This is a genomic window from Martelella sp. AMO21009, from assembly GCF_053484295.1.
This window is the reverse complement of record NZ_JBAKFR010000013.1, coordinates 80,489-97,418: the sequence shown is the minus strand read 5'-3', so window position 1 is coordinate 97,418 and position 16,930 is coordinate 80,489. Positions and strand designations below refer to the sequence as shown.

The following is a 16,930-nucleotide window of genomic DNA, read 5'->3' as shown; positions in this document are numbered from 1 at the left end:
ACATGGCTGACATCGCTTTGAACGGACCCGCGGGTCCGCGCCCGAAACGCCGGCTCGCCCCCTCCAGGATCATTCTCTATTCCATCCTGTTCGTGGCCGCGGTCTATTATCTGATCCCGCTTTACGTGATGATCGTGACCTCGCTGAAGGGCATGCCGGAAATCCGCATGGGCAACATCTTCGCTCCGCCGGTGGAAATCACGTTCGAGCCCTGGGTCAAGGCCTGGAGCGGGGCCTGTACCGGGCTTTACTGCGAGGGGATCAGCGTCGGTTTCTGGAACTCGGTCAAGATCACCGTTCCCGGCATCATCATCTCGATCGCGGTCGCCTCGGTGAACGGCTACGCGCTCGCCAACTGGCGCTTCAAGGGCTCGGAATTCTTCTTCACCGTGCTGCTGTTCGGGGCGTTCATCCCCTATCAGGTGATGCTCTATCCGCTGGTGATCATCCTGCGCGAACTGCACCTGTTCTCGACGCTCCCGGGCATCGTGCTGGTGCACACCATTTTCGGCATGCCGATCCTGACACTGTTGTTCCGCAATTATTTCGCCTCGCTGCCGGAAGAGCTGTTCAAGGCGGCCCGCGTCGATGGCGCGGGGTTCTGGCAGATCTTCTTCAAGATCATGCTGCCGATGTCGCTGCCGATCTTCGTCGTCGGCATGATCATCCAGACCACCGGCATCTGGAACGACTTCCTGTTCGGCGTGATCTTTGCCGGTCAGCAGAACTATCCGATGACGGTCCAGCTCAACAACATCGTCAACGCGGTGCAGGGCGTGAAGGAGTATAACGTCAACATGGCGGCGACCCTTCTGACCGGCCTTGTCCCGCTCGCCGTCTATTTCGTTTCCGGACCGCTGTTCGTGCGCGGCATCGCCGCCGGCGCGGTGAAAGGGTAAATGATGAATACCAGTGTTTCCATCAAGGACCTGTCGCTCTCCTTCGGGGCTGTGGACGTCCTCAAGAACCTCGATCTCGATATCCAGGACGGCGAGTTCCTCGTGCTGCTCGGCTCGTCCGGTTGCGGCAAGTCCACGCTGTTGAACTGCATTGCCGGGCTGCTTGACGTCACCGGCGGCCAGATCTTCATCAAGGACAAGAACGTCACCTGGCTGGAGCCGAAGGATCGCGGCATTGGCATGGTGTTCCAGTCCTATGCGCTCTATCCGCAGATGACGGTCGAGAAGAACCTGTCCTTCGGCCTTCAGGTCGCCAAGGTGCCGAAGGCGGAGATCGACAAGCGCGTCAAGCGGGCTTCGGAAATCCTGCAGATCGAGCCGTTGCTGAAGCGCAAGCCCGCCGAGCTTTCCGGCGGCCAGCGCCAGCGTGTCGCGATCGGCCGCGCGCTGGTGCGCGACGTCGATGTGTTCCTGTTTGACGAACCCTTGTCGAACCTCGACGCCAAGCTCAGGTCGGAGTTGCGCGTCGAGATCAAGCGGCTGCACCAGTCCCTTGAAAACACGATGGTTTACGTGACCCACGACCAGATCGAGGCGATGACGCTGGCCGACCGGATCGCAATCATGCGCGGCGGCGTCATCCAGCAGCTCGACGAGCCGACCACGATCTATAACCGCCCCGTCAATCGCTATGTCGCCGGCTTCATCGGCTCGCCGCCGATGAACTTCATGGATGGCGAGCTGCGCCGCGAGAACGGCAAGCCGGTGTTCCGCACCAATGACGTCGATTTCTCGCTCGAAGGCTATGATGCCAATGGCCAACTGCCGGAATCCGGCAAGGTCACGCTCGGCGTCAGGCCGGAACATATCGTCATCGACAAGGCACTGTCGGAGGAAAACCTCGAAGTGCATGAGGCGGTTGTCGACCTTGAGGAGCCGATGGGCGCCGACAGTCTGCTGTGGCTGAAACATGCAGGCCATTTGATCACGGTCAGGGTGAACGGCAATGTTCGCTACAAGGTCGGGCAGAAGATCCGCTTCGCCTTTGATATCCCGCTCGCCTCGGTCTTCGACGCGAAGACCGAATTGCGGCTTTGAAGCAAGGCCGTGATGGGACAGCCCCGCGGCATGAATAACAGGAAGGGCCTGCCGGCCGGATCAATGGCGGCAGCCGGAGGAAACAGATGACAAAACTAGGATTCCAGCTTTACAGCGCGCGCAATTACCAGCCGTTTTCGACCATCTTCAAGAAGCTCGCCGCGGCGGGCTACAGCGAAGTGGAAGGCTACGGCGCGCTTTACGACGATCTCGACCAGGCGGCGCTCGACCGGCTTTCTTCCGATCTGGCGACGATCGGGCTTACAATGCCGACCGGTCACTTCAGCCTCAACATGCTGGAGAACGATCCCGACCGCGTGCTCGAGATCACATCGGCGCTCAAGATGGACAGCGTGTTCTGCCCCTTCCTGATGCCGGATGACCGCCCGACGACGGCCGAAGGCTGGCGCGATTTCGGGGCCCGGCTGGAAAAGGCCGGCGCGCCCATGCGCGAGGCCGGCCTCGTGTTCGGCTGGCACAACCACGATTTCGAATTTGCAGCCCTTGAAGATGGCAGCGTGCCGATGACCCACCTGATGGAAGGCGGTCCGTCGCTTGCCTGGGAGGCCGATATCGCCTGGGTCATCCGCGGTGGGGCCGATCCGCTGCAATGGATCGAGACGTTCAAGGATCGCCTCAGTGCCGTCCATGTCAAGGATATCGCCGAGCCGGGCGAAAACGAGGATGAGGATGGTTGGGCCGATGTCGGCCACGGCACGGTCGACTGGAAGGGTCTGATGGGCGTCCTGAAGCCGCTGCCGATCCGCCACTACATCGTCGAGCATGACAATCCGAACGATATCGACCGGCTTATCGAGCGGTCGATCGCATCCTTCCAGTCTTTCTGAACGAGGCATTCATGACCAGCGAACTTGGTGTCGGCATCCTCGGATGCGGCAATATTTCCGCGACCTATTTTTCTCTCGCGCCGCTGTTTCGCGGCCTGAAGGTGCTCGCCTGCGCCGATATCAATCCGGCGGCGGCAACCGCGCGCGCGGAGGAATACGGTGTGACGGCGCAAAGCGTCGACGAACTGCTCCAGAACGATGAGCTCGACGTCATCGTCAACCTCACCATTCCGGGCGCGCATTACGAAATGTCGAAGCGGATTCTCGAGGCCGGCAAGCATGTCTATTCGGAAAAGCCGCTTGTGCTTTCCGTCGACGAGGGCAAGGAGCTCGGCCGCATTGCCGCCGAGAAGGGTCTTTCGGTTGGCTGCGCGCCGGATACGTTTCTGGGCGGCGCCCATCAGCGCGCCCGCAAATATATCGATGAGGGCGGCATCGGGCGGGTCACCTCCGGCACCTGCCACGTGATGAGCGCTGGCATGGAGATGTGGCATCCCAATCCGGATTTCTTCTTCCTGCCCGGCGGCGGCCCCGTGCTCGATCTCGGCCCCTATTACATCGCCAATCTGATCAACCTGATCGGCCCGGTGAAACAGGTGGCGGCGCTGACCTCGATGGCCAACGAGACCCGCACCATCACCTCCGAGCCGCGTCGCGGCGAGATCATTCCGGTGAAGACGCCGACCAATATCCACGCGCTGCTGGAGTTTCAAAGCGGGGCGACCATCTCGCTTGGCGCAAGCTGGGATGTTTGGGCGCACAGGCACTCCAACATGGAGCTGTATGGAACCGAGGGATCGCTGTTCGTGCCGGACCCCAACTTCTTCGGCGGCAAGGTTGAGGCGGCGGGCCGCGACGGCAAGACCTCCGAGCTCGACAGCCAGGATCACCCGTTCGGCAAGCCCAATCAGGGCGAACGCGCCAATTACCGCACGGCCGGCCTTGCCGATATGGCGGTGGCGCTGATCGAAGGCCGCGACGCCCGCTGCTCGCTCGCCCGCGCGCTGCACGGCGTCGACGTCATGGCCGCGATCCTGAAGTCTGGAGAGACCGGCGCCTTCGTCCCGTTGTCGACGACCTGCACCCAGCCGGCGGCGCTGGATGCGGCGGCGGCCAGGGCGTTGTTGCGGTAGGGCGTGGCGCTTTGCGCCCGGCTTGCCTATAATCGAATCGCAAGAGGCGGCGTTCTGCCGCCTTTTTCATGGCCGGGTCGTACCGGCCCTTCAGGCAGGAGGATATGATGCGCTGGACACCCTCGAAGACCCGCTACGACACGATGCAATATAACCGCTGCGGCGCGTCCGGGCTCAAGCTGCCGGCGATTTCGCTCGGCCTGTGGCACAATTTTGGCGACGATACCGAGCGCGCCCGCAAGGTGGCGATCTGCCAGACGGCCTTTGATGCCGGGATCACCCATTTCGATCTTGCCAATAATTACGGTCCGCCGCCCGGTTCCGCCGAAAAGGCCTTCGGCGATATCCTGCGCAACGAGTTTGCCGGCCTGCGCGACGAGCTGATCATCTCCTCCAAGGCCGGCTATGGCATGTGGGACGGGCCGTATGGCGAGTGGGGCAGCCGCAAGAACCTTCTAGCCTCCTGCGACCAGAGCCTGAAACGGCTCGGCCTCGACTATGTCGATATCTTCTATTCTCACCGCTTCGATCCCGATACGCCGCTGGAGGAGACGATGATGGCGCTCGACCAGATCGTGCGCTCGGGCAGGGCGCTCTATGTGGGAATTTCTTCCTATAATTCAGAACGCACGCGTGAGGCCTACAAGATCCTGAAAGAACTGAAGACGCCCTTCGTCATCCACCAGCCGAGCTATTCGATGATCAATCGCTGGGTCGAGGAGGACGGGCTGCTGGATACGCTTGCGGAACTCGGGCTGGGCTCAATCGTGTTCTCGCCGCTGGCCCAGGGCATGCTGACGTCGAAATATCTGAAGGGCATTCCCGATGACAGCCGGGCGGCGCAGGGCAAATCGCTGCGCCATGAATTCCTGCGCGAGGACACGCTCGACCATATCCGGGCATTGAACGCGATCGCCGAGCGGCGCGGCCAGACGCTGGCGCAGATGGCGCTGGCCTGGGTGCTGCGCGGCGGCCGGGTCACCACAGCGCTGATCGGCGCAAGCCGGCCGCAACAGGTGCTCGATTGCGTGAAGGCCCTCGACAACCCCGATTTCACTGAAGCCGAGCTTGCCGAAATCGACAAATATGCTCGTGAGGCCGACATCAATCTCTGGGCGCGCTCGGCCGAACGCAAGGGCCCGGAGCGGCAGAAATAGCCGGGTCCCGGACCGGCGGACAAAAAAGGCCTGCGGGGGCACTACTCGCCCGCAGGCCACATCGCCCCTGCCATGCGCGCCCGGGGCAATGCCTTCATGGCGGACTTACCCGGCCACAAAGCAGTCGGTGAGGTTGCCGGCGAGGTTTTCCAGAAGCAGGAAATAGAGATCCGGCCCGTCCTCAAGACCCGCGCCGAGCGGATCAAGAACGCCGGTGCGGGCATCCGTGCCCTCGATCACGGTATCGACGATCTTCGGCGGGAATTGCGGTTCGGAGAACACGCAGGCAGCACCCAGTTCGGTCAGCTTGTCGTGAATTTCACGGATGCGCTGTGCGCTCGGCGGGGCTTCGGGACTGACCGTGATCGAACCCGCGGCCTCGACGCCGAAGCGATGGCCGAAATAGTGATAGGCGTCGTGGAAGACGACATAGGGCTTGGCGTTGACGGCATCAATCTGCGCCTGGATATCAGCCGTCAGCCCATCAAGCCGGGCCTCGAGCTTTTCGGCATTGTCGGCATAGATCTCGGCGTTGGCGGGGTCATTTTCCGAAAGCGTTTCCGCCATGGCGGCGGCAAAGGCCTTCGCATTCAGCGGATCGAGCCACATATGCGGATCGACTTCTCCGTGGTGGTGGTCGTCATGATCGGCTTCGTGATCATGGTCTGCATGGTCGTCGTGGTCATGCCCGTCTTCATCATCACCCTCGTGATCATGGCCTTCGTGATCATGGTCATGCGCATCGAAAGCGCCGCCTTCGCGCGGGGCCAGCGTCTCCACGCCGGCGGCGTCTTCCAGTTCCACGATCTCGGCATTGCCGCCGAGCGCGTCGAGCGGCTTGTCGAGAAAATGCTCCAGCGACGGGCCGATCCAGAACACGACGTCGGCATTCTGCAGCGCGCGCGCCTCGGACGGCGTCATGTTGTAGGTGTGCGGCGAGGCGGCGCCCTTCACCAGCAGCGTCGTTTCGGTCGCCGTTCCCGCGGTAAGCGCGGCCGTCAGCGAATAGAGCGGCTTGATCGACGTCACGACCTTGAGGGCATCTTCTGCCGCTGCGGTCTGGGCGAGGGCCATCGCGGCCGTCGTGAGGAGAAGCAGGCGGGACGTTTTCATGAGATCCTCATTATTTTCGAAGGCGGGTAGCCCGGGGATTGCAGTTCTACGTAATGTTATTACATCAATTGCGTTACGCTATAACGTATGCCATAGACGCGGACAAGACGGAGTTTTGAAAAAATGCATTCGAATGACCTTCTGGTCTCGCTCGACAATGCCGGGCTCCACCGCAATGGAAGGTGGCTCGTGCGCGGCGTGGGCTTCAGCGTGCGCCGCGGCGAGATCGTCACCCTGATCGGGCCGAACGGCGCGGGCAAATCCACAAGCGCGCGGATGGCGCTCGGGGTTCTCGCGCCCGATGAGGGCCGCGTCGAGCGCGCCGGTGGCCTGACCATCGGCTATGTGCCGCAGAAGCTCGCCATCGATCATTCCCTGCCGCTGACGGTGCGGCGGTTGATGACCCTGACCGGGCCGCTTCCGCCCGACGCGATCGCCGAAGCGCTGGAGGAGGTCGGCATCGCCCATCTCGCAAAGGCCGAGGTCCAGACCCTTTCCGGCGGCGAGTTTCAGCGCGCGCTGCTGGCGCGCGCGATTGCCCGCAAGCCCGATCTGTTGGTGCTGGACGAGCCGGTGCAGGGCGTCGATCATGCCGGCGAGATCGCGCTCTACGCCCTGATCTCGCACATCCGGGAGCGCCAGGGCTGCGGCATATTGATGATCTCGCACGACCTGCATGTGGTGATGGCGCGGACCGATACGGTCGTCTGCCTCAACGGCCATGTCTGCTGCACCGGCACGCCGGAGGCCGTGAGCGGCAGCGAGGCCTATCAGTCGCTGCTCGGCGCCCGCGGCGATGGCGCGCTCGCGCTCTACCGCCATGATCACGACCACACCCATCTGCCCGATGGCAAGGTGCGCCATGCCGATGGCTCGGTCACCGAACATTGCCATCCCGATGACGGCCATCATCACGAGGCGCAGGAACATGCTTGACGATTTCTTCGTGCGCGCGCTGGTCGCCGGCATCGGCGTTGCGCTGATGGCAGGCCCGCTCGGCTGCTTCATCATCTGGCGCAAGATGGCCTATTTCGGCGACACCATGGCGCATTCGGCGCTGCTTGGCGTGGCGCTGTCGCTGCTTTTCACGGTCAACCTGACGCTCAGCGTGTTCGTGGTGGCCACCATCGTTTCGGTGATGCTGATCATGCTGGAGCGGCGGCGGGCGCTGTCCACCGACAGCCTGCTCGGCATTCTCGCCCATTCGACGCTCGCCATCGGCCTGGTGATCGTCTCGTTCCTGACCTGGATAAGGGTCGATCTTATAAGCTTCCTGTTCGGCGACATCCTTTCGGTGACGCGCGCCGATATCGCCACGATCTGGCTCGGCGGGCTGGTGGTGGTCGCGGCCGTGGCGGGCCTGTGGCGACCGCTTTTGGCAGCCACGGTCTCGCCGGAGATCGCGCAGGCGGAAGGCATGCGGCCGGAAACGGTGCGCTTCATCTTCATGCTGCTGATGGCGCTGGTGATCGCGATCGCGATGAAGATCGTCGGCATCATGCTGATCACCTCGCTGCTGATCGTGCCCGCCGCCACCGCGCGCCGGTTCGCGCGGACCCCGGAGATGATGGCGGTGTTCGCATCGCTGATCGGGGTTGTGAGCGTGGTGGCAGGATTATATTCCTCGCTCTATTATGACACGCCGTCCGGTCCGTCGATCGTTGTGGCCGCCATGCTGATCTTTTTGGTGACGCTGGTGCCTGAAGCGGCAAGGCGGCCGCGATGAAAACGAGGGACGATATGAAAAGGCCGGATGAAAAGCTGACCCGCAACCAGGCGCTGGTGTTCGACTGCCTCAGCGGCAGCGAAGCGCCGATCAGCGCCTATACCATTCTGGACCGGCTGCGCGATCAGGGCTTCAAGGCGCCGTTGCAGGTCTACCGCGCGCTTGAAAAACTCACCGAGGCCGGGCTGGTCCACCGGCTGGAGAGCCTGAATGCCTATGTCGCCTGCGCTCATCCGCATCAGGATTGCAGTCATCACGGCATGACGGCCTTCGCGATATGCGAGGGCTGCGGCGCGGTGATCGAGTTTCATGCCCACGATATCGAGGACGCGCTTGGCCGGGTTGCGCGTTCGAAAGGGTTCCGGCCCGGCGCGATGACGGTGGAAATGCGGGGGCTATGCGCCGCCTGCGCTGCCGGCGAGGCATGAAGCCGTCTATGCGGGTTCAGTTTCGCAGGGCGGCCTTTGCGGCGTTGTCGGCAAATTCCGGAGCGGGATCCATCGAGAGGTCGACCTGCGTGCAGTTGCGGCCCGCGCGCTTGGCGGCATAGAGCGCCCGATCGGCCCTGATCAGAAGATTGCGCGAATCGTGCTGGGTCGTCGCGGGGTGCTCGACGGCGATGCCGATGCTGACCGACAGCCGCTTGCTCGGACTCGATGCGTGCGGGATGGCGAGTTCTGCAATGGCCTCGTGAATCCGCGCGCTGAGGGCAAGGGCCTCGTCTTCGTCGCCGTTCGGCAGCACCAGTGCGAACTCCTCGCCGCCGAAGCGGGCGGGAAGATCCTCGTCGGACCGGGTCGATGCCTTGAGCGCGGCGGCAACCCGTTTCAAACATTCGTCTCCGGCGGGATGGCCATAGGTATCGTTATAGCCCTTGAAGTGATCGATATCGATCATCAGCATGCTCAGCGGCTGGTCCGCCTCCGCCGCTGCCGTCCAGCTCTGCTTCAGGAAATCGTCAAACAGGCGGCGGTTGGCGAGCGCCGTAAGGGCGTCCGTGTTCGAGATATCGTTGAGCGAGCGATACTTGGCATAGAGCGCGTCGGCATAGACCTTTTCCCGCAGATAGAGGAGGAACACCTTGCGCTCGACCGACTCGATGCGATAGCTCGCGAGCAAGGTGAGCAGGCTTGTCACGCCGAGAAAGATCAGGGGAGAGGCCTTTTCCATCGGCAGCAGTGTCGGCAGCGGAAGAATGAAGAAGGCGGCGATGGCGAAGTTGACCGACGCGGCAACCACGGCCTGAGAGGTGCGCAGCGGCAGCGCGATATTGCCGACGATGGCCAGCAGAATAAAAGTGTACGGCTCGAATTCCACGATCGGGTTCCCGGGCGTCGTCAGCATCAGCCCGGTGCCGATCGCAGAGACCGCGACGCCGAAAACCGAAATCCAGCCAGGTAGGCGGGTGTCGAGATCGCGCATGACCAGAACTGTTAGCGCTGACAGCAAGACCAGAACAACGCCGGTTCGGATCAGGGTCATGCGGCGCAGCAATTCATCCCGATAAATCAGATCGATAAAGGCAAAACCTGCGATCACGAGGATGCCGATCGCGCCCGCCCAGACGAGTTGGCGGTGGCGGCTGCGATGCATCTCCTCCACGAAGCGGCGCTCGAGCGGGCGCGTGAAGCGGAGCAGCACACCCCGTTTTCTCAGGTTGAGTTCAATCTGCTCGTCGAGCAACTGATCCGTGCTCGACAAGCTCGCTACGCGTCGCAGCATCATGGCGTTCGAAACTCCGCCGGCTCGAGATCGCGGCTGTAGCGCTTCCAGTTGGCGACGTAGTTCTCGGCTGACTGGCGAAGCCCGGCGATCGCTTTCTCGTCGAGTTCGCGCAAGACGCGCGCCGGCGAGCCGACGATCAGGCTGTTGTCGGGGAACGATTTTCCCTCTGTCACCAGCGCATTCGCGCCGACCAGCGAGTTGCGGCCGATCGTCGCGCCGTTCAGGATCGTGGCCCCCATGCCGACAAGACTGTTGTCGCCGATGGTGCAGCCATGGAGGATCGCGCGATGGCCGATGGTGCAGCCTTCGCCGATGGTGGTCGGGAAGCCCATGTCGGTATGGATGACCACGCCATCCTGGACATTGCTGCCCCTGCCGATGGTGATCGGCTCGTTGTCGCCGCGCAGCACGGCTGCAAACCAGATGCCGACGTCCTCGCCGACGATGATGTCGCCGATCACCGACGCGTCGGGAGCGATCCAGAATCTGCCTTCGGGCGGCAACTGCGGCTTTCTATCGGCAAGGTTGTAAAGGGGCACGTGCATCTCCTTTCAAAGGCAAACAGACACTATATCAGATCACCTCGAATGCAAGGTCTCCAACGCGTTCGATGCTACACGCGATACGATCACCCCGCTCAACCGGGCCGACGCCAGCCGGCGTACCCGTCAGAATGATGTCGCCGGACGCAAGGCGCACATATCGGGACAATTCGGCGATGATTTCCGCGGTTTTCCAGATCATCTGCGCGAGATCGCCGTGCTGGACCCGCGCGCCGTTGCGAAAGAGGCTGATAGCGCCGCGATCGGGATGGCCGATTTCGGCGGCGGGCGCGATTGCGCAGACGGGTGCGGAATCCTCGAAGGCTTTGGCCATTTCCCAGGGCCTCGATTTCGCCTTGGCCTCGTCCTGAATGTCACGCCGGGTGAAATCCACCGCGACGCCATAACCGTATACACAATCCAGGGCTTGCTCGACGTCGATATCGGAGCCGCCGCTTTTCAGGGCAACAAAACATTCCACCTCATGGTGGACGTTTCGCGACAGGGCGGGGTAGGGAAAGGGTCTGCCGCCAGGGACGAGATTGTCGGGGTTCTTCTGGAAGAAGAACGGCGCTTCGCGGCCGGGATCATGGCCCATCTCCACCGCGTGTGCGGCATAATTGCGACCGACGCAATAGACCCGGCGAACGGGAAAAGTGCTTTCACTGCCTCTGACGGGCAGGATCACGGCGGGCGGAAAGGGAATGACGGTTGACGACATGGATGCTTGTCCTGAAAGCGAGAGCCACGGCAGGTGCGTTTTGACGTCAGCCCGGATTGAAGGTTCTTGCCGGTTGGCGCCGGAGAGGCCACAAAGTAGGAAGTGTTATCGCGTCGGTCCAGTGTTAACCCTATCAACTTGTCGGCATATGGGTATATATCGGCCATTCCTCGCTCTCACGGCGCCCTGGAGCGAACCGCGCGCCTTGTCGTTGAAACTCGACGCCCGTGCTTCCGCGGGTTCGAAGGTTGAAGAAAGGCCTGGCGGTTCAGGACGCAATGCTTGAAAATCTGGAAATCATCATCGCCATGCTGGAAAAGGTCGGCATGGCGGCCCTCATCGTCCTGGCCTATCGGGTGATCCGCTACGCGCGCTTCTCGATCGTCCGTTCATCGCTCGCGACCGGGCTGTTGTTCGGCTTCGGGGCAGTGGTCACGATGGTCGATCCGCTGGAGGTTATGCCGGGCGTCATCGTGGATATCCGGGTGGTCATGGTTGCCCTCGCGGCGCTTTTCGGCGGTCCGCTCGCCGCCTTGGTGGCTTCGGTCGTGACCATCGCGATGCGAATTTACATCGGCGGCGCCGGTGCACTTGCGGGCTGCGTCAGCATCGCGCTTGCCGCGGTGGTCGGCCTTGTCTATGCGCGCCTCAGCGGCGGACGGCGCGATGCTCTCGGTCTTGCCGTTCTGGGACTTTTGCTGTCGCTCACTCTGGTCGCGGGCGTTTTCGCGCCTGTGCCGGTGATATCGTCGACAACACCGGCGCTCGTCATCCGCAATCTGCTCGGAACCATGATCCTCGGCTATCTGCTTGCCATGGAGGAACGGCGCGAGGCTGAATATCGCGCCTACAAGCGCGAGGCGGAGCGCGATCCGCTCACGGGGCTCAAGAACAGGCGGGCGCTCGAGGCGTTCGACCAGCGGCGCGCCACCGAAGAGGAGCGGCCTCCGTTCGCCGTTCTGATGATCGATATCGATCGGTTCAAATCCCTGAATGACGTTTACGGTCACGCCTTCGGAGACGTGGTTCTGCGACGGCTTGCCGAGATCGTCCGCGGACGCATGCGCGGCTTCGATCTTGTGGTGCGCTATGGCGGAGAGGAATTCTGCGTGGTGGTCAAGGAGGCGACGCTGCACAATGCCCGGCGCATCGCGGAGGATATCAGGCTCCAGATCATGGAAGAGCGCTTCCAGGCGGCGACCGAGGAGGTCGGCGTGACGGTCAGCGTCGGGGTCGCCGAAGCGAACGCCTCGGCCATCTCGGTGTTCAGGGTGATCGAGCGTGCCGACAAGGCGCTCTATGATGCCAAGAACGGCGGCCGCAACCGCGTGTGCACCTATCGACCGGAAACTGATCGCAGGCAGAAGACCCGTTCGGCCTGAGGCTCAACCCGGAATACGAGAAAAGCCCCGTAGCCGGGGCTTTCCGATTTGCTATGCCTTGCGGCCGATTCAGACCGCGCCGCTGCCCCAGGGGCCGTGATGGATGTCGAGGCCGTCGAGACGGTCGAAACCATGGGCGCCGAAGAAATCCCGCTGCGCCTGAATCAGGTTGGCAGTCCCGCGCGACTGGCGATAGGCATCGAAATAGGTGAGCGCCGAGGCAAGGCCCGGAACCGGAAGGCCGGCGGCGGTGGCCGCCGATACGATCCGGCGCAGCGACGGCATGCACTCATTGACCATCTCGGAGAAGGCCGGCGTCACGATCAGATTGGCGACATCCGGGGTATCGGAGAAAGCCTTGGTGATCTCGTCCAGGAACTGCGAGCGGATGATGCAGCCGGCGCGCCAGATGCGGGCGATTTCCGGCATCGGCAGGTTCCAGCCATATTCCTCGGAGGCCGAGGCCATCACATCAAAGCCCTGGGCGTAAGCCGCGATCTTGGCGGCGAACAGCGCCAGTTCGAGATCGCGGTTGAGCCAGGGGCCGGCTTCGATGCCGAAGGAAAGCTCTTCCTTGTTGAACATCGGTTCGGCCGCCGCGCGTTCGCCGCGCATGGCGGAGATGCAGCGGGCGGCAACGGCCGCCTCGATCACGGTGGCGGGCACGGCAAGCTGCTGGGCCTCGATTGCCGACCAGCGGCCGGTGCCCTTCTGGCCGGCGGCATCGACGATCACGTCCGGCATCGGCTTGCCGGTTTCGGGATCGCTGGCGCGCAGGACCTTCTCGGTGATCTCGATCAGGAAGGAATTCAGCCGGCCTTTGTTCCATTCGCCGAAGATGTTGGCGATATCGTTGGCATCCATGCCGCAGCCATCGCGCAGGATGCCATAGATTTCGGCGATCATCTGCATGTCGGCATATTCGATGCCGTTATGGATGGTCTTGACGAAATGGCCGGCACCATCGGGGCCAAGCCAGGCGCAGCAGGGGTCGTTGTCGAATTTGGCGGAGATCGAGGTCAGCACCTTCTCGACGCGCTTGTAGCTGTCCTCGGTGCCCCCGACCATGATCGAGGGGCCGTGGCGCGCGCCTTCCTCGCCACCCGACACGCCCATGCCGATGAAGGTCAGGCCGGTGCCGTCGAGTTCCTTGAAGCGGCGGCGGGTGTCGTGGAAATTGGCGTTGCCGGCGTCGATGATGATGTCGCCCTTGCCGAGATAGGGGCGCAGCTTTTCCATTTCCTCGTCAACGGGATCGCCGGCCTTGATCATGATGATGATCGGACGCGGCGGGCGGATGGCCGCGACGAAATCCGAAAGCGTCTCGGTGGGGACGATGTTCTTCTGCAGCTCGCCCGCTCCGGCGTAGAACGCGCGGGTCTTGTCGGCCGTGCGGTTATAGACCGCGATCCTGTTGCCCTTCTCGGCAATGTTGAGGGCGAGGTTGGAGCCCATCACTCCGAGCCCGATCAATCCGATTTCTGCTTTTTCCAAGACATCACCTCTTGTCTTTGGCGCATCATGTGGATTGCCGTGGGCAATGATGCGCAATTTCGAAAACCCGGATAGCCTTCAACTGCGCCGGGGAGTGCGCGGCAAACCGGGGTTGGCCTTTTGTGGCACCGCGACGGGCAAACGGCAAGACGTGGCGGCGCAAATCCGGCGCTTTTCGCCGGGCGGCCGAAAAGTTTTGCCGTTCTGTCACAAAGCGTAGACGCGAAAACGCCGGGTTAGCGTTTGGCGGTCAGCGCGGAGAAATCGAACAGCGACGGATCGAGCAGATGCGAGGGATTGACGCTTGAAAGCGCCCGCAGCATCACGTCCTTGCGGCCGGGCATGCGCGCTTCCATGTCGGCCAGCATCTCTTTCATGGCATTCCGCTCCAGTCCGTCCTGCGAGCCGCAGAGATCGCAGGGGATAATCGGAAACCGCATGGCTTCGGCAAACCGGGCGAGATCGTCCTCGGCGGCGTAGGCGAGCGGGCGCAGCACCATCAGGTCGCCCTCGTCGTTCAGGAGTTTCGCCGGCATGGTGGCGAGTTTGCCGCCGTGGAACAGGTTCATGAAGAAGGTTTCGAGAATATCCTCGCGATGGTGGCCGAGCACCAGTGCATCGCAGCCTTCCTCGCGCGCGATGCGGTAGAGATTGCCGCGCCTCAGTCGCGAACAGAGCGCGCAATAGGTTGAGCCGGGCGCAAGCTTCTCGGTCACGATCGAATAGGTGTCGCGATATTCGATCCGGTGCGGAACGCCGATCTTCGTGAGGTAATCCGGCAGGACGTGCTTGGGAAAATTCGGCTGGCCCTGATCGAGATTGCAGGCGATGATGTCGACCGGCAGCAGGCCGCGCCATTTCAGCTCCAGCAGAACGGCGAGCAGGCCGTAGCTGTCCTTGCCGCCAGACAACGCCACCAGCCAGCGCTTCTGGTCCTTCAGCATGTCGAAATCGGCAATCGCCTGGCGCACCTGCCGAAGTAGCCGCTTGCGCAGCTTGGAAAAGCCGACGGAGGAGGGCGCATCGGCAAACAATGCCTGGAAGGCATCGGGCAGGGTGTCGTCGGCCAGTTCGTTCATCGTCGCTCCGGGCGCTTGGTTTGCCATGGGAATGCCTGTTTACGCCGAAAGGATCAACCCGCAAAAACCGACCAGCCGGTGCGCGCGGCCAGCATTTCCAGCGCGACGGAACCGAGCGCGGGGTTGCCGGTGGCATCCAGCCCCGGCGACCACACCGCCATCGAGGCCTTGCCGGGCGCGACCGCCAGAATGCCGCCGCCGACGCCGGACTTGCCGGGCAGGCCGACCCGGAAGGCGAAATCGCCGGAGCCGTCATAATGGCCGCATGTCAGCATCAGCGCGTTGATGCGGCGCGCCCTTCGCGGCGAGACCACGGAAAAGCCCGTCAGCGGATTGGTGCCGTGATTGGCAAGGTAAAGCCCGGCATGGGCAAGCTGTGCGCAGTTCATCATCAGCGCACATTGATGGAAGTAGACGCCGAGCACGTGATCGACCGGGTGGTGGATATTCTTGAAGCCGCGCATGAAATTGGCGAGCGCGAAATTGCGATAACCCGTGCGCTGTTCCGATTGCGCGACCTTCTCGTCGATCGAAAGCGTCTCGTCATTGGCGATGAAATGCATGAAGCGCAGGAATTCGCCGATCGCCTCTCGCGGGGCGTGGCCGGCGAGCACGATATCGGTGACCACGATCGCGCCGGCATTGATGAACGGATTGCGCGGAATGCCGTGCTCGTGCTCAAGCTGGACAATGGAATTGAATGCGGAGCCCGAGGGCTCGCGCCCGACCCGCTTCCAGATTGCCTCGCCTATCTTGCCGAGCGCCAGCGTCAGCATGAACACCTTGGAAATGCTCTGGATCGAAAACTGCGTCTCGGCGTCGCCCGCAAGGTAGGTCTTGCCGTCGACGGTGGTGATGGCAATGCCGAACTGATTGGGGTCGACCTTAGCGAGTTCGGGAATGTAATCCGCCACCTGGCCTTCGCCGGCGCGCGGCTGGAGCTCGCGCACGATATCGTCAGCAATGGTCTGCAGGTTCATGTCGGTCATCTCCCTTCAGAGCATTTCATGATCGATGACGCCATCCGATCCTCGCGCTAGGGCGGCAGGACCGCTGCATAGAGAAATCGGCGTCCGCGGTAAACGCCGATTTTCCCCGTAGTGTAGTGGAATTCACCGCTGGATGAGAAGCCGCTCGGGCTCAAATGAATTTCCGATATATCGTATCTTGCAATTTCCTCCAGAAATTATATCATTAGATATATCGTAAATAATAGGAGCGCTCATGATGAGACAATTTGAAGAACATCGGTCGCACGATCCCCGCGCAGGGTTTCGCGAATATATGATGATGGCGCGCGGCGGCGGCGGTTTCGGCCGCGGCGGCTTTGGTGGGCCGTTCGGTTTCGGCGACGGCGACGGTCCCGGCAGACCGGGCCGCTTTCTCGGGCAGGGGCAGATCCGCCTTCTCGTTCTCCACCTGATCGGCGAGGAGCCCCGCCATGGCTACGAAATCATCAAGGCCATCGAGGAAATGAGCGGCGGTTTCTATGCGCCGAGCCCCGGCGTGATCTATCCGACACTCTCTTTCCTTGAGGAAGGCGGCTATGTGGCGGCCACCGAGGACGGAAACAAGAAGCGCTATGCGATCACGGAGGAGGGCAGCGCCTATCTCGCCGAAAACATGTTCGAGGCGTCCATGGCGTTGAAGGCGCTGTCGGCGATCGGCGACAAGATGAAGCGGCAGAAAGAGCGGCACAAGGCCGAAGTCGGCCCCGAACTGCCGCGAAGCGTCGATGTCGCGATGCTGAACCTGCGCGAGGTGATCGCCCGAAAGCTGGATGATGACCCCGCCGCAACCAGCGAGATCGTCCGCTCCCTCCTGGAGTTCACGGCGCGCTACGAATAGTCTTCGCGGAATTTCGATATAACGAAAGATATAACCCGGCGCTCTCGTCGGGTTCAGTTTGCTGAGAAACTGCTCCCACATTCCGGGTCATCCTCGGGCTCGACCCGAGGATCCAGGCCGCCCGGCAAAGTCTCGTTATAAACTCCTGCAAATTCAGTGACTTAA

17 protein-coding genes are annotated in these 16,930 nt (G+C 62.3%); 10 read left to right on the top strand and 7 right to left on the bottom strand.

Going from position 1 to position 16,930, the window contains the following annotated elements; translation table 11 throughout:
• Nucleotides 1-2 precede the first annotated feature (2 nt).
• The 5 genes from V6766_RS15210 (at nt 3) to mgrA (ending at nt 5,135) form a co-directional block, all read left to right on the top strand.
• Complete coding sequence (locus V6766_RS15210) at nt 3-899, top strand: carbohydrate ABC transporter permease (RefSeq protein WP_230718428.1); 897 nt, start codon at nt 3-5, stop codon at nt 897-899.
• Nucleotides 900-902: 3 nt separating this feature from the next.
• Nucleotides 903-1,997, top strand: coding sequence for an ABC transporter ATP-binding protein (locus V6766_RS15205; protein ID WP_448467858.1), 1,095 nt, complete (start codon nt 903-905; stop codon nt 1,995-1,997).
• An 86-nt stretch (nt 1,998-2,083) separates the two neighbouring features.
• The gene (locus V6766_RS15200; protein ID WP_448467816.1) at nt 2,084-2,845 is read left to right on the top strand and encodes a sugar phosphate isomerase/epimerase family protein; all 762 of its coding nucleotides are present in this window, start codon (nt 2,084-2,086) and stop codon (nt 2,843-2,845) included.
• An 11-nt stretch (nt 2,846-2,856) separates the two neighbouring features.
• Nucleotides 2,857-3,978, top strand: coding sequence for a Gfo/Idh/MocA family protein (locus V6766_RS15195; RefSeq protein WP_448467814.1), 1,122 nt, complete (start codon nt 2,857-2,859; stop codon nt 3,976-3,978).
• 107 nt (nt 3,979-4,085) lie between these two features.
• Nucleotides 4,086-5,135 carry an L-glyceraldehyde 3-phosphate reductase gene (mgrA, locus tag V6766_RS15190; RefSeq protein WP_448467812.1) on the top strand — a complete coding sequence of 350 codons (1,050 nt, stop codon included), beginning with the start codon at nt 4,086-4,088 and terminating at the stop codon, nt 5,133-5,135.
• A gap of 105 nt (nt 5,136-5,240) precedes the next feature.
• Here mgrA and V6766_RS15185 read toward each other — a convergent pair whose 3' ends face one another.
• On the bottom strand, nt 5,241-6,248 hold the full coding sequence (locus tag V6766_RS15185; protein WP_448467810.1) for a zinc ABC transporter substrate-binding protein: 1,008 nt from the start codon (nt 6,246-6,248) through the stop codon (nt 5,241-5,243).
• A 123-nt stretch (nt 6,249-6,371) separates the two neighbouring features.
• Here V6766_RS15185 and V6766_RS15180 point away from each other — a divergent pair, with 123 nt between their 5' ends.
• From V6766_RS15180 to V6766_RS15170, 3 genes are read left to right on the top strand one after another with little or no spacing between them, the layout of a single operon-like run.
• Nucleotides 6,372-7,184, top strand: coding sequence for an ATP-binding cassette domain-containing protein (locus tag V6766_RS15180; protein WP_448467808.1), 813 nt, complete (start codon nt 6,372-6,374; stop codon nt 7,182-7,184).
• The gene (gene znuB / locus V6766_RS15175; protein WP_448428297.1) at nt 7,177-7,974 is read left to right on the top strand and encodes a zinc ABC transporter permease subunit ZnuB; all 798 of its coding nucleotides are present in this window, start codon (nt 7,177-7,179) and stop codon (nt 7,972-7,974) included. The genes V6766_RS15180 and znuB overlap by 8 nt, the downstream gene beginning before the upstream one ends.
• A gap of 14 nt (nt 7,975-7,988) precedes the next feature.
• Complete coding sequence (locus tag V6766_RS15170) at nt 7,989-8,402, top strand: Fur family transcriptional regulator (RefSeq protein ID WP_448467806.1); 414 nt, start codon at nt 7,989-7,991, stop codon at nt 8,400-8,402.
• A 16-nt stretch (nt 8,403-8,418) separates the two neighbouring features.
• On the opposite strand, the gene V6766_RS15165 is transcribed toward V6766_RS15170, so the two are convergent.
• Genes V6766_RS15165 through V6766_RS15155 form a run of 3 tightly spaced genes read right to left on the bottom strand, consistent with a single transcriptional unit; the run spans nt 8,419 to nt 10,962 of the window.
• Nucleotides 8,419-9,699, bottom strand: a complete 1,281-nt coding sequence (locus V6766_RS15165; RefSeq protein WP_448467804.1) for a diguanylate cyclase — start codon at nt 9,697-9,699, stop codon at nt 8,419-8,421.
• A complete protein-coding gene (locus tag V6766_RS15160) occupies nt 9,696-10,238 on the bottom strand; it encodes a gamma carbonic anhydrase family protein (RefSeq protein WP_448467802.1) in 543 nt (180 codons plus the stop codon). The genes V6766_RS15165 and V6766_RS15160 overlap by 4 nt, the downstream gene beginning before the upstream one ends.
• A gap of 34 nt (nt 10,239-10,272) precedes the next feature.
• Complete coding sequence (locus V6766_RS15155) at nt 10,273-10,962, bottom strand: fumarylacetoacetate hydrolase family protein (RefSeq protein WP_448467800.1); 690 nt, start codon at nt 10,960-10,962, stop codon at nt 10,273-10,275.
• 278 nt (nt 10,963-11,240) lie between these two features.
• Between V6766_RS15155 and V6766_RS15150 the strand changes: the two genes are divergently transcribed.
• Nucleotides 11,241-12,344 carry a GGDEF domain-containing protein gene (locus tag V6766_RS15150; protein ID WP_448467798.1) on the top strand — a complete coding sequence of 368 codons (1,104 nt, stop codon included), beginning with the start codon at nt 11,241-11,243 and terminating at the stop codon, nt 12,342-12,344.
• Between the two features lie 69 nt (nt 12,345-12,413).
• Here V6766_RS15150 and gndA read toward each other — a convergent pair whose 3' ends face one another.
• The 3 genes from gndA to V6766_RS15135 form a co-directional block, all read right to left on the bottom strand.
• Nucleotides 12,414-13,838, bottom strand: coding sequence for an NADP-dependent phosphogluconate dehydrogenase (gene gndA, locus V6766_RS15145; RefSeq protein WP_448428309.1), 1,425 nt, complete (start codon nt 13,836-13,838; stop codon nt 12,414-12,416).
• A 236-nt stretch (nt 13,839-14,074) separates the two neighbouring features.
• Entirely contained in the window at nt 14,075-14,917 is an 843-nt protein-coding gene (gene ttcA / locus V6766_RS15140) for a tRNA 2-thiocytidine(32) synthetase TtcA (protein WP_448467796.1), read from the bottom strand.
• A gap of 53 nt (nt 14,918-14,970) precedes the next feature.
• Nucleotides 14,971-15,906 carry a glutaminase gene (locus V6766_RS15135; RefSeq protein ID WP_448467794.1) on the bottom strand — a complete coding sequence of 312 codons (936 nt, stop codon included), beginning with the start codon at nt 15,904-15,906 and terminating at the stop codon, nt 14,971-14,973.
• Nucleotides 15,907-16,141: 235 nt separating this feature from the next.
• Here V6766_RS15135 and V6766_RS15130 point away from each other — a divergent pair, with 235 nt between their 5' ends.
• Nucleotides 16,142-16,765, top strand: a complete 624-nt coding sequence (locus tag V6766_RS15130; RefSeq protein ID WP_448467792.1) for a PadR family transcriptional regulator — start codon at nt 16,142-16,144, stop codon at nt 16,763-16,765.
• The last annotated feature ends 165 nt before the right edge of the window (nt 16,766-16,930 follow it).

Bases quoted from the DNA above. Each gene is read 5' to 3' on its own strand.
- V6766_RS15210 (WP_230718428.1), top strand. From the start codon at position 3: ATGGCTGACATCGCTTTGAACGGACCCGCGGGTCCGCGCCCGAAACGC.
- V6766_RS15200 (WP_448467816.1), top strand. From the start codon at position 2,084: ATGACAAAACTAGGATTCCAGCTTTACAGCGCGCGCAATTACCAGCCG.
- V6766_RS15195 (WP_448467814.1), top strand. From the start codon at position 2,857: ATGACCAGCGAACTTGGTGTCGGCATCCTCGGATGCGGCAATATTTCC.
- V6766_RS15155 (WP_448467800.1), bottom strand. From the start codon at position 10,962: ATGTCGTCAACCGTCATTCCCTTTCCGCCCGCCGTGATCCTGCCCGTC.
- V6766_RS15135 (WP_448467794.1), bottom strand. From the start codon at position 15,906: ATGACCGACATGAACCTGCAGACCATTGCTGACGATATCGTGCGCGAG.
- V6766_RS15165 (WP_448467804.1), bottom strand. From the start codon at position 9,699: ATGATGCTGCGACGCGTAGCGAGCTTGTCGAGCACGGATCAGTTGCTC.
- V6766_RS15180 (WP_448467808.1), top strand. From the start codon at position 6,372: ATGCATTCGAATGACCTTCTGGTCTCGCTCGACAATGCCGGGCTCCAC.
- V6766_RS15185 (WP_448467810.1), bottom strand. From the start codon at position 6,248: ATGAAAACGTCCCGCCTGCTTCTCCTCACGACGGCCGCGATGGCCCTC.
- V6766_RS15130 (WP_448467792.1), top strand. From the start codon at position 16,142: ATGATGAGACAATTTGAAGAACATCGGTCGCACGATCCCCGCGCAGGG.
- mgrA (WP_448467812.1), top strand. From the start codon at position 4,086: ATGCGCTGGACACCCTCGAAGACCCGCTACGACACGATGCAATATAAC.
- ttcA (WP_448467796.1), bottom strand. From the start codon at position 14,917: ATGAACGAACTGGCCGACGACACCCTGCCCGATGCCTTCCAGGCATTG.
- znuB (WP_448428297.1), top strand. From the start codon at position 7,177: ATGCTTGACGATTTCTTCGTGCGCGCGCTGGTCGCCGGCATCGGCGTT.
- V6766_RS15170 (WP_448467806.1), top strand. From the start codon at position 7,989: ATGAAAAGGCCGGATGAAAAGCTGACCCGCAACCAGGCGCTGGTGTTC.
- V6766_RS15150 (WP_448467798.1), top strand. From the start codon at position 11,241: ATGCTTGAAAATCTGGAAATCATCATCGCCATGCTGGAAAAGGTCGGC.
- V6766_RS15205 (WP_448467858.1), top strand. From the start codon at position 903: ATGAATACCAGTGTTTCCATCAAGGACCTGTCGCTCTCCTTCGGGGCT.